This is a genomic window from Mesorhizobium sp. M0833, from assembly GCF_040319905.1.
GTDB lineage: Bacteria > Pseudomonadota > Alphaproteobacteria > Rhizobiales > Rhizobiaceae > Mesorhizobium.
Genome location: NZ_JAMYOQ010000063.1, coordinates 1 through 11,527 on the forward strand (window position 1 = coordinate 1; position 11,527 = coordinate 11,527).

General features: G+C 59.0%; 11 protein-coding genes and 1 pseudogene. 6 read left to right on the forward strand and 6 right to left on the reverse strand.

The window, feature by feature from the left end; all coding sequences use genetic code 11:
* The 3 genes from NKH98_RS32290 to NKH98_RS32300 form a co-directional block, all read right to left on the reverse strand.
* On the reverse strand, window positions 1-199 hold a 199-nt coding region (locus NKH98_RS32290), incomplete at its 3' end, for an SOS response-associated peptidase family protein (RefSeq protein ID WP_352904237.1).
* A gap of 9 nt (window positions 200-208) precedes the next feature.
* Complete coding sequence (locus NKH98_RS32295; RefSeq protein WP_352904238.1) at window positions 209-580, reverse strand: hypothetical protein; 372 nt, start codon at window positions 578-580, stop codon at window positions 209-211.
* A 4-nt stretch (window positions 581-584) separates the two neighbouring features.
* Window positions 585-866, reverse strand: a complete 282-nt coding sequence (locus NKH98_RS32300; RefSeq protein WP_352904239.1) for a hypothetical protein — start codon at window positions 864-866, stop codon at window positions 585-587.
* A 140-nt stretch (window positions 867-1,006) separates the two neighbouring features.
* Here NKH98_RS32300 and NKH98_RS32305 point away from each other — a divergent pair, with 140 nt between their 5' ends.
* From NKH98_RS32305 to NKH98_RS32315, 3 genes are all read left to right on the forward strand, one after another.
* A complete protein-coding gene (locus NKH98_RS32305) occupies window positions 1,007-1,276 on the forward strand; it encodes a hypothetical protein (protein ID WP_352904240.1) in 270 nt (89 codons plus the stop codon).
* A 437-nt stretch (window positions 1,277-1,713) separates the two neighbouring features.
* Complete coding sequence (locus NKH98_RS32310; RefSeq protein ID WP_352904241.1) at window positions 1,714-2,664, forward strand: 2-hydroxyacid dehydrogenase; 951 nt, start codon at window positions 1,714-1,716, stop codon at window positions 2,662-2,664.
* A gap of 342 nt (window positions 2,665-3,006) precedes the next feature.
* The gene (locus NKH98_RS32315) at window positions 3,007-3,312 is read left to right on the forward strand and encodes a type 2 periplasmic-binding domain-containing protein (RefSeq protein ID WP_352904242.1); all 306 of its coding nucleotides are present in this window, start codon (window positions 3,007-3,009) and stop codon (window positions 3,310-3,312) included.
* Here the strand turns inward: NKH98_RS32315 and NKH98_RS32320 are convergent.
* Window positions 3,272-6,598: an AAA family ATPase gene (locus NKH98_RS32320; protein ID WP_352904243.1), complete on the reverse strand. Its 3,327-nt coding sequence runs from the start codon at window positions 6,596-6,598 to the stop codon at window positions 3,272-3,274. The genes NKH98_RS32315 and NKH98_RS32320 overlap by 41 nt on opposite strands.
* A 278-nt stretch (window positions 6,599-6,876) precedes the next feature.
* On the opposite strand from NKH98_RS32320, the gene NKH98_RS32325 reads away from it, so the two are divergent.
* Both NKH98_RS32325 and NKH98_RS32335 read left to right on the forward strand, forming a co-directional pair.
* Entirely contained in the window at window positions 6,877-7,329 is a 453-nt protein-coding gene (locus NKH98_RS32325; protein ID WP_352904244.1) for a YybH family protein, read from the forward strand.
* Window positions 7,330-7,991: 662 nt separating this feature from the next.
* A complete protein-coding gene (locus NKH98_RS32335; RefSeq protein WP_352904247.1) occupies window positions 7,992-8,387 on the forward strand; it encodes a hypothetical protein in 396 nt (131 codons plus the stop codon).
* On the opposite strand, the pseudogene NKH98_RS32340 reads toward NKH98_RS32335, so the two are convergent.
* Window positions 8,381-8,661: pseudogene (locus tag NKH98_RS32340) on the reverse strand (IS110 family transposase); the annotation flags it as partial. The gene NKH98_RS32335 and the pseudogene NKH98_RS32340 overlap by 7 nt on opposite strands.
* 241 nt (window positions 8,662-8,902) lie before the next feature.
* Here NKH98_RS32340 and NKH98_RS32345 point away from each other — a divergent pair.
* The gene (locus NKH98_RS32345; protein WP_352904245.1) at window positions 8,903-10,756 is read left to right on the forward strand and encodes an adenylate/guanylate cyclase domain-containing protein; all 1,854 of its coding nucleotides are present in this window, start codon (window positions 8,903-8,905) and stop codon (window positions 10,754-10,756) included.
* A 429-nt stretch (window positions 10,757-11,185) separates the two neighbouring features.
* On the opposite strand, the gene NKH98_RS32350 is transcribed toward NKH98_RS32345, so the two are convergent.
* On the reverse strand, window positions 11,186-11,527 hold a 342-nt coding region (locus NKH98_RS32350; protein WP_352904246.1), incomplete at its 5' end, for a transposase.

Below are 11,527 nucleotides of genomic sequence, written 5' to 3' on the forward strand. Positions count from 1 at the left end.
CGCGCTCCAAGGGCGTCGGCATTCCCCAACGCAGCTTGGCAAGCTCGCGCGTCCCGTCCTGAGCATTGCGGACGACCGGGCCGAACTGGTTGGGACAGATGTCGATCGACGGCTCAAGGTTGCCCAGGAGATCGCGCAAGGCTCCGGTCCATTGGCGGATCGCCTCCTGGCTGGTGGTGATATTGTAGAGGTTACACATGTCGTCGCCTCAGTTACGCAGGGCCTGGGGAACGCTCAGCGGCGCGAGATCGAGAGTTCTCTTGTATTCGCCAGTCCGGCGCCAGACACCGCGTGCCTTGCCGTTTTCCCGATCACGCTTAGGATCGAACATGATGCCTCCGAAGTGGTCAAGGAACGCCTGTGCAGACGCCTGGTCGGCGAAGCAGTACAGCCGCCAGTTCTCATATGTCTGATCCGGCCATATCGCCTGCACCTGCCTTTTGATTGGGACCAGCCCCCGCTCTTCGAAAAAATCGCGGATCAGCGAGAAGCTGTGTCCCGTGCATAGATCATCGGGCAGCTCGACCTGATAAGGCCATTCCCGATCGATTTTGGCCGGCGACGGACCTCGGCTGCGCAATGCATCAATGTGAGACGGCGGGCTTCTTTTTGCTTTCCCTCAAATAGATATCAGTCTGCTCGCGCATCGCGTCTGACAGCGATAATGCCAGCTCCAAGCTTTCCGGGTAGATCGCTAGAATCCAAGTGGCCGGAAGTTCAGCGATCGCCTGTTTCTGACTGACATCAGACAGGCCGCGCATTTGCTTTGCCATCTTGATGACGGAGCGATGTATGGCAGGCCGTTCACGCCTCACCGTTGCGTAGATTTCGGGCTGCTCGGCCGCAGTGACAGTGATCGATTTCATTGCATTCTCCATTTTGCCCATAGTGAACAAAAAGAGAACGATAGAGTCGAAGGCCTCTTGACCCGAGAGGAATATGTTCCTCATCTCTAGGGATGCCAGAACAACCCGAAAAATGGCCGAGAGGCGCGCCATGGACGTTGATGCATGCCCACAACGCGGGGCAGATTGCCCGCCTTAGCTGTGGCCTCTGCAACATCAAGCGTTTCTATAAGCCGCTGGAATTGCGGGAGGTGATTGGCAACGTCACCATCGACCAAGTGCGGGCAAAGGTCCGTTGCGAAAAATGCGGCCGCAAGCAATCGATGCGAGCCGAGCTGTTCCACCCCGTCGGGCAGGAACTGGAGACCATCCGTTTCCGACGCCTGGTCGAGATCAGATGGGAGCGGCGTGTGGTTTGGAGGGACGAATAAGGCGAGGGACACCGCTCTCGGCTTTGCCCGATGTTCGTGGGCATCTCCTAAGGAACGCATGTCGTGGGTAAGGCCGTCCCGCTTTCCGGCCTCAAGTCGTCGATAGTGCTTGCGCGTGTCCCACAGCCATCCGGCCAGCCCGGCGATCGCTGTCGCAAGAATCACCAGGCCGGGTCGACCTCGACTAAGACAAGAGAGTATTGCTCCTCGATTTCCTTGCGCCTAGCGCGCACTTCTGCGAACTCGTCGATGGTCATCGAGGTTCTTCGCGCAGAGACCAAACCGAATATCTAAGCCTGGATAGACCGGAGCCGGCGCACCAACGCGCCCTTGTGCCGGAGTCGGTTCTTGCAACTGGTGCCAGTTTGCGCAAAACTCAGTCTCAACAGAGCGGTCATCTGGTGGATGCCTGATTGCCTGAATCTGGGAGGGGCGAAGTGTTCGGCAAGCCCATTACCGTTCTGATGGTCAATGAGTATCCTGGCTACATTGATGCACAAGTATGGGCTGCTGAGCTGAAAACCCGTGTGCCGCAGCTGGAGTTCAGGCTTTGGCCAGACGCCGGGAACAAAAGTGACATAGATATTGTGCTGATCGACAAAGGCGCCAGTCCTGGCTTTTTTGATGCCATGACGGGGCTAAGCGCCGTCGTCTATTTGGGAGCCGGTGTCGAGGGTATTGATCTTCAGAGCTTTCCCAAGAGTGTTCCGCTCATCAGGCTCGCAACGCGTGAGCAGGCTTCGGAAGTGGTGCAGTACATCGTCCTTCGCGTTCTCTGCCAGCAACGGCATGTTGCGGATTACATGAGTCTACAAGCCCGTAAGTTGTGGAATCCGATCGCGCCGCGGAAGATCTCCGAGACAAGAATTGTTGTGCTGGGTGCGGGCCGGATCGGTGGCTGGGCCGCAAAGCTGTTTACGGACTTTGGCTACGACACAGCAGTCTGGTCTCGTCATCAAAAGACGCTTCCTGGTATACACAGTTACTTTGGCCGCGCCCAGCTTGCGGACGCACTCACAAATCGGGACTACGTTATCTGTTCACTTCCCCTGACTGGTGACACTCGTGGGATACTAAACTCCAGTGCCTTTGGACAAATGAAGGCAGGTGCCTATCTTGTGAATGTCGGCAGGGGCGCGCATGTCAACGAAGCCGACCTGATCCGCGCGCTCGACGAAGGTCAGCTTTCTGGTGCTTGTCTTGACGTGTTTGAGCGTGAACCGCTGGACGCTTCATCACCGTTGTGGACTTATCCCAGGGTGACCATCACACCTCATGTCGCGAGCTTCTGGGTGGATTCTGGAATCGACCAGGTCGCCGATCTCTGCGGTCAAGTTGCAAGAGGAGAGCCTCTGTCCAATAAAATCGACCTCGAACGGGGTTATTGAATCGAAGTAGATGTTTACCGACTTAAGCAGCTTCCGATTTTATTACTGGAGCGCTTTGATCCACTCCAGGAGCCTCCTAGGGTCCGGACTCGATCAGGCCGGCAACGAGGACCTCAAATGAAGTCGGCAGCCTGACCATCCTGGAGATAACCGAACAGGCGAAAGCCGTCAGGCATTTCTCGCCGGGCACATGCACCTTCTTGAGAGCCGAGCGGACAAGTTCTCGCTGGGGGGCTGATTGGGTTTTGACCCTAGGGACCAATTTCTTTAGCAACCTATGAATAGACGTGACCTGTTCGCGAGGCTCAAGATGTCATCGAACGGGCCCGGTCCGCGGACACTTTGACGATCTCCTGCCTGCCGTCGCTGGCCAGCAAATGGATCGGCCCGCAGCTCCTGGATTGGCAGATCGACCATCCCGGAGCGACTGTGCGGCTGGTGGGCGCCGAGACAGAGCCCCGGCTGGGCGCCGAACAGGTCGACTTCCGTATTTCCTACGGTACCAAATATCGTGACTTCGAGCACTACACCGAACTGTTCACCGATTGGGTGGTGCCGGCCTGCTCGCCGATGCTGCTGGCGAAACATCCAGTCGGTAAGCCCGACCTCAACGGCTCAGGGCGTCCAGCGCCCTTTGTGCCGCGATGAGGTCGACGATTGGATACTTAGTGTCAAATGTGTGGACCACCGCTTGCAGACGCGTCGCGGCTTCATGGACACGACCTTGCCGTGCCAGAACTGGTGCCAGTTGCCTTGTGGCGCGAAGCTCGAAAAGCCTCGCTTGCTGACGACGGGCGGTGGCAATTGCTGTTTCGAATAGGTGCGCGGCACCCGTGAGGTCACCCCTATCCGCGGCAATCTGGCCCCGAAGGCGGATACATTCTGCCAGATAGCTCGCCTCGTCCGTATCGAAAACGAGGGTATCAACATCATCAAGCATTTGCGATGCGTCTTCGATGCGACCCGCCCGCAGGAGAAGATCACAAAGTTCGCATGCTTTCTCAGGGGTATGAAATACGACGCCGCGCCCACGCCAAAGAACCAAACTCTCCCGGACGTCATCGATGCCGGCATCCAGTTCGCCTAGATGCGAGCGGGCATGACCACGCCACCTGATGCCGCTGCTTCGACGCGCCGTGTAGCCATGACTTTCGCAAATCTCGACGATCTTCGTAGCGTTATCGAGTAATTCCTTGTATTGGCCGAGTAGCGCGCACAATTCGCAATGCCCGAGAAGATGCCACGCGAGTTCGAAGGGCTTATCGACCTGGTCAAAATTTCGGATTAAGCGCTCTTTCTCTTCGACGGCAGCATCAAAGTGACCCAATATGATCAGCGATTCGCTGAGATATTCCTGGGCAGAGACACGGGGTTGATCCGCACCGGCGAACAAGATACCCCGACTTGGGTCAACACGATCAATCAAATCTAAGGCATTCCGCAAAGCTTCCGCTGCCTGCGGTTGTTCTCCCCGGTTGTAGTGAGCCATCCCCTTGGTAGCCCAAAGACCACTCAGATGGGCCGTCGGAAGAAGATCGGCACAGTTTGCGAGCTGCTCTTCGGCCAGGGTCAGGTAATCGTGATTGCGCCCAGTGGCATAAAAAAACGCAGCGAGTGAAAGCGCAACGTCACATTGCAATTGGACCGATGCGGTGTTGGTGGCGGCAAGTCGCGCATCCTCAAGCGTCTTCCCAAGGCGCTCAGAACGATACCCTTCAGCCTGCATCAAGGCATTGGCCATCGCAAGGTGGAGATGTGTCATCCGTTCGGCGCCGCCGGAGACATCGCCAAGTCTCCTGCTGCAGTCGATAGCGCTGGCAAAGTGCGACACGGCTTCCCGAGTGGCAGCTCTGGCCACGGCGGCCTTTCCCGCCTTTTGCCAGTGATCGAGCGCGCCTGCCCAATCCCCAGCTTCCTGAAGGTGGTGGGCGAGGAGCTCGGGTTGCGCTTCAGTGATTTCGGTCCACTTTTTCTCCAACACATCCGCGACACGCTTATGTAGCTCCTGGCGCTTAGCGCGCAGCAGCGTGCCATACGCTGCGTCCTGAACGAGCGCATGCTTGAAGAGGTAAGTGGCCAGTGGCCGCGTCCCGCGGCAGAACACCAGCCCGGCGCCGACGAGTTGATCCAGGGCGCCATTTAGATCAGCGGCATTTCGCTGTGCGACCGCTGCCAGCAATTCGTAGGAGAACTCCCGACCGAGAACCCCGCCGACCTGTGCGACCTCCTTAACGGTTGCGCCGAGGCGATCGAGCCGCGCCATCAACGAGGCATGCAGCGTGGCGGGCACGTTCAACGCCGTCGCAGCAGCTCTTGAGAGCACTGTCCTGGCGTTGCCCTCCAACACCGCCTTGGTCAGCTCCTCGACGAACAGTGGCACTCCATCAGTGCGCTCGATGATCTCCGCGACAACGTCGCTCGGCAGCTCTCCGGTGCCGACGACCCGCTGGACCAGCGCGGCGCCTTCACGACGGTCGAGCCGATTGAGGACCAGAAGCGTGACGTGCGGGTGCCCGATCCACGGCGGTTGAAACTCGGGGCGAAACGTGAGGAGAAGCAGCACTGGCAGGCGCGGCACCCGCTCGATGACCAGGTCGAGCAGCTCGCGCGAGCTGGGGTCGATCCAGTGCACATCCTCAAAGAGCATCAGCACCGGACCTTGTCGCGCTAGGTCTTCGAGCTGCCGGAGCAGCGCATCGAAGGTCTTCTCTTTCTTGCGCTGGGGCGTCAGTTGGAGAGGCGGGAAGCGGCCTTCGGTCGGCAACGACAGCAGCTCGGCCAGCAGCGCCCCGTCCTGCGGCGAAGCCGGAGCAAGCAGGCCCGCAAGCTTATCCAGCTTCCTCTCAGGCGGGTCGTCGCGCTCCAGCCCGGCGGCACGTTCTAGCTGCGCAATGGTCGGGTGGAGCGCGCTGTCTTGATGGTGCGGCGAACAGAAATAGCGCAAGCGGGTGTGTGGCTCGTTCTGGATCCGCTCCTGCAAGGTGACGGTGAGGCGCGACTTTCCGATTCCGGGCTCGCCTGAGAGCAGCACTACGCGACCTTCACCACCTTTCGCGCGATGCCAGTGGCGCTGCAGCAAGTCGACCTCCTCCTCACGCCCGACCAGCGGCGTGGGCGTCGTCCCATGCAGCGCCTCGAACCGGCTTTCGACGGCGCTCTCGCGAACCACTCGATAGGGATGGATCGGCTCCTGAAAGCCTTTCACCTCGACGGCACCAAGATCGCGATACTCGAAAAGATCGCCGAGCAGCTGCCGCGTTTGCGGCCCGATCACGACCGCGTCGGGTTCGGCAAGAGCTTGCAGGCGGGCGGCGAGATTCGGCGTCTCGCCCACGACGCCGCGCTCTTGGCCTTCGCCGGCAGTGATCAGATCGCCAACGACGACCTGTCCGGTGCCGATGCCGATACGAACCCGCAATGGCTCGGGCTGTGGGAGTCGCCTGACGGCATCGACGAGAGCAAGGCCCGCGCGCACCGCCTGCTCGGCGGCGTTCTCGTGCGCTTGCGGGTAGCCGAAATACACCAGGACTCCGTCGCCCATATATTTGGCGACAAAGCCGCCGAAGCGCCCGACCGTATCGGCCGCGCAGCGATGGTACGCTCCGATGATCTCACGCACGTCCTCGGGATCCAGCCGTGTCGCCAGCGCCGTCGAGCCGACGAGGTCGACGAACATAACAGTGAGTTGCCGCCGCTCTGCGCGAGACTCCGAGGGTGGAGGCGGCGGCCGAGCCGTGGTGGGCCGGATCTGATCTTCGGCCAGGGCCGCAATGCCGCTGAGCAACTTACGCCGATGCCCAATCGACGTGATCCCGAGCGCCGTCAGATCGTCGGCGGTCAGGCTTGGAAGCACCTCTTCATCGATGTCGTGGCTACCGAAGGCGTCGGCATACGCGCCGAGGCCGAGGCTCACCAGCCATGCCCGAACATCCACGTGCCTACCTCCCAGGCGGTGGAGGCTTTGCCCGACCACTATATCGCAAACACTAAGCCGGGTCGCGTCTCTCGCGATGAGCAATGCCCCTTTGGCCGTGCGTTATCCTATCAGTGAATGATGCCCCCAGTCCCGAATTTTTACTGATGGGTAGCCTGCATTCAGATGGCATATTAGGACAAGTTAAATTAATATAAAGTGCGGCCCACGACCATTCGCGCGATTGATCTCCACTTTGGAGGAACTGGTATCCAGAAACCGGAACGCGGGAGGATGAAATGACTTTTAAGCACTGTCTGCTAGCCGTCGTTTTCACGTCACTGTGCATGGGTTCTGCCCAGGCCCAGTCTGCGAAGGAAGCCATCGAAGCCGCTAATGCCGAGTTCGTGAAGGCTTATAACAGCAAGGACGCGGCCGGAGTTGCGTCGAAGTACGCGGATGACGCGGCCGCATTCCCGCCGGATATGGCGCGTGTCGACGGCCGCCAGAATATCCAGAAGCTATGGCAGGGCGCGATGGATATGGGCATATCGGGGCTCACGCTTACGACGCTTGATGTCCAAGAAAGCGGAGATTTTGCGTTCGAGTCAGGGAGTTTCTCTCTCAAGGCACCCGGCAAGGATTCGAAGCTGGTCGATGCGACTGGGAAATATGTGGTGGTCTGGAAGAAAGGCCAGGACCGCACCTGGAAGCTCTACCGGGATATATGGAACTCCGACTCGGGGAAATGAAAGGCACCTACGACGCTATCAGAGTTAGCGTCATTCTCCTCGCTGCGATGGGCGGGACGGAGCCATGGCCGACTGGGCCCGCGACGCATTTGGTCCAAAATCATGCGCCGATTGTCAGCCCACGCCGCGTTGCATTCATTCCTTCGAAAGCCGACCGAAAACAGCCCGTCCCCTGCGACTTCAACATGTACAAGTGGCACCATCTCGCCGAGAACTTCTTCTGCGGCCTCAAGCGATTCAGGCGTGTCGCCGCTCGATACGAAAAGACCGACGAGAGCTTCTCCGCGCCATGATTCTATGCCGCAAGCTCAGATGCGCTCGCGCCCGGCAACGAGCCGCTCCATTTCGGGGACACGAAAGTTGAAAACGCCGTGTAGCAGGATGACGGCAGGCCGCCCCTTTCCGCCGACTCGGACATTAAGGCTCGTTCGTGGCGCTCCCATGTAGAATCTGACCCATAGCGCATCCTTTGATTCGGACGACAATGATGCCCCATCAAGCCCGGGCGGCGCTGCGGTAGAGGTAGTCTCACTACGATCGCGTGTGACGCCAGCTTAGCAACTCACGCCGCGCGCCTTTTATTTATCTGCTGTGCGTTGCAGGTCGTGACAATAGGAGTACCATGAACCCAGATGCTGGCGGTTGATCGGAGGACATTTGGTATGATTGCAAATGCCGACCACGAAAACCTCAATAGAGACCAGCAAGTCGCATTGTCGAATGCTCGGCTTGGGCACTATATGACGGTAATGGGCATAGCGTTCGCGGTCACGGCTGTGAACGTATTTTTGATATTCAGCTTCGCTCACACAGCGCCAGCTTCAGCAAAGCTGGCGCTAGCCTTGTCCGTTTTCAACATATCCTGTTTTGGCTCTCTCGCAGGAAGGTCAATTCTCCAGGAAATCAAGGCAATCAACCAAGACTATGCCGAGGCGAAACTGGGAACCCACCACGCGAGGTACGTCGCCGAGATCCCAATAGATTTGTTCGCTGCGCTGACGGTAGGTCTTCTCGTCTTGATTGGGTTGGGGCAACTCTGGATGTTGTATACTATTTGAAGCAACTGATCGGCGTCTGCGGCCATATCGAGTGCGGCCATGGCATGCCGCGCATCGATACAAATCGCCGGCAGTTCCTCTGCCTTCAGCGCGTGGTAGAACCACACCAGCAGCGGCCCCGTCCCGAATACCACTCGCCGGACATCGGGTGCGCGCTTGCGGATCAGCGCCGCGAGCAGTTGCGGGTGGCACGCGCACTTGCCCACATCCTTTTGCGACGATCGAAATTGTCGTCTATTTCCACGGATACGTCGAAACCGATATACTGTTCGATGCCTCGGCCCGGTGTCAATCGTGAGCCCGTTCTTCATCCTATGGGGGACAGCCAGCCGCGGTTCGAACATCGCCGCCACGTAGCCACCGCTTCCGCGACTACCTCATCTACGTTCTACGGCCCAATCAAGTCCACAACCGGCAGCCGCTTGCGGGTAAGGTACTAATAGGCGAAATTGATCGGAACCCGGGAGGGTTTGCCACCTCGCCTCCGAGGTTGGCTGCCGACAGAGTGCTCCGCAATGGACCGCAAGCTCGCCGCCATCCTTGCTGCTGACGTCGTCGGATATTCTGCCATGATGGAGCGTGACGAGGCGGGTACGCATGAACGGGTGCGCGCCGGTCATAAGGAACTTTTCGAGCCGACAGTAGCACGTCATCATGGCACTATCTTCAAGCTGATGGGCGACGGTCTGCTGGCGGAGTTTTCTTCGGTCGTCGAGGCGATGGAATGTGCGGTTTCGTTGCAACGTGGGCTGGCCGAGCGAAACACCTCGTTGCCGAAAGAGCAGCGCGTGGAAGTGCGCATCGGCGTCAATCTTGGCGAGGTGATTGTCGAGGGTGACGATCGGTTTGGCGAGGGCGTAAATATCGCGGCGCGCCTCGAACAACTTGCTGAGCCTGGCGGTATCTGGGTGTCTGCGAAGGTCGCGCGCGAGGTTGAGAAGAAGCTGGCTTTCGGCTTTCAGTCGATGGGCCAGCAGAAGGTCAAGAACATCGCGGAGCCGGTTGAGGCATACCGTGTCACGACCGACGGCAAGGCCAAGCTCATGCGCGCGAGCCGCAGCCGCTCATGGCTGCCAGTCGTGGCGACCTTCCTAGTGCTGGTCTTAACAGTCACAGCGGTCCTGGCGTGGTGGCAGTTCTATGGAACAAAGCGCGAGATAGGCCAAGGTGGCATCCCGACCGTGGCGGTTTTGCCGTTCAAGAACATGAGCGGCGACACGACGCTAGATTATTTTAGCGACGGCATGACAGACAATTTGATCTCGATGCTGGCAGGCGTCACCGAACTCAAGGTGCTCTCGCGTAGTTCTAGCTTCGTCTACAAGGACAAGCCAACCGATGTCCGCCGGATCGGCCAAGAGTTGAACGTGGCCTACGTGATCGAGGGCAGTGTCTGGAAGGAGACGGACCGGGTGCGCATCACCGCACAGCTGATCGACGCGCGCACAGGCGAAAATCTCTGGGCGGAAAAGTTCGATCGCTCTGGAAGCAATCCCCTTGCGATTGAGGACGAGGCGATCGAACGCATCATTGGCACGCTTGGTGGCCAGCGCGGAAAAATGTACGACATCGAATACAAGAAGGTCTGGGAAAAGGACACACCGGATCTTGAAGAGTACGACTTCTTCCTTCGGTCCAATTTCTTCTTTGGGCAGTTTACGCCCGAGAGCTTGGTGAAGGCGACGAACATAATTCTTGAGGGCTTGGCCAAATTTCCCGATTCGTCGCTGTTATCGTGCGGACTGGCCTGGGATCACGTCTTGGCGGCTAACCTCGCTTTTGACGATAAGCCTGAAGAGCATTGGCGCATGGCGTCTGAACTGGAAGCAAAGATTCTTCCGCGGGCTAACCTTGGGCCTGACGCACGGAAAAGCTGTTTGTGGTCATCCGTCTACGTCAGCGCTCATGAGGGCAACTTCGATCTGTCTCTGCGTAGGGCCGACGAGGTGATCGCGCTTTCGCCGGGAGATGCGTTTCTGATCGGCGACCTTTCATCGGCAGCCCGCTTCAGTGGCCTGACAGACAAGGCCATTGATCGAGCAGAATACGGGCTCAGGAACGATCCAAACTTCGCCGACTATTATCTCGTGATGAAGGCGAATGCCCTGACGGATATCGAAAAGTACGCCGAATCTGCTGCCCTGATCACGAAGGCGTCAGACTTCCTGATCACTGTTCCGCTGCTACGTGCCATCAACGATGTCCATCTTGGAAAAACTGTCGATGCACGCAGTGAAGTCCTCAACGCGCTTGCCATGCAGCCGTGGCTCAAGGCCACGCGGTGGCGCGATATGACGTTCCATATCAATCCTGCAGTGATTGATCGACAGGTGGCCGACCTGGTGGCCGCGGGAGTGCCAACGAAGTAGTTTCGGTTGGAAGCCGGAGTTCAAGCGTGCAGCAGCATCCTTTCCCCGCGTCACTAATCGCTTTCAGTATGCACCGATTTGAATGTCAGGCTTTGGACCATCCGCTGATGAAAAGCTGCCAGTCCGCATCCGTGAAGAGTTTCGGGCGCCGGCAGGCGTACGAAAGTCCCCGAGGAAGGAACCCGCGGGCCACAGGCGATGGCTATGGGGATTTCGGATTTCGGCAGATGTCGGCGATGGCGCGACCGCCGTCGGGAAGCTCTGGGGTGACTGCGGACAGACCGCTTCGCTGCGCCTCCGCGCGGTATTGTCGGGACGGTGGGCGGCTGGGCGCGGCTCTGTCGGTGTCGATGATCACCATAGACGTGCGTCGATCCGTTGCCGGAGGCTGAGTGCCTGCAGCTGAAGGCTGAACCATTCCATGCCGGGTCATGGCGTGCTGCTCCCGGTCGACGGGGAACCGTGTGGCGGTCCGCGCGGCTGCCTCCATCGCTCGAACACCTCGATCACGATCATGCGTCCGCCGCAGCAGGGGCATGGCGGGCGGAAGTTGTCCGGTTCGTCCGTGGTGTCATCGTCGGCCGGTGCGGCGACGTTCAGGAGTTCACGCGCAAGCGCGAGGCTGGCCTTGCGAGCAGAGCCGGCAAGCAGGCCGCAATGCCGGATGCGGTGGAATCCCTTTGGCAACACGTGGAGCAGGAAGATCCCATGACGGGTGGTGGATAGCGACCTGCGCTCTGGCAGAGTGGGGTTGCTGACCAACAACTCTGT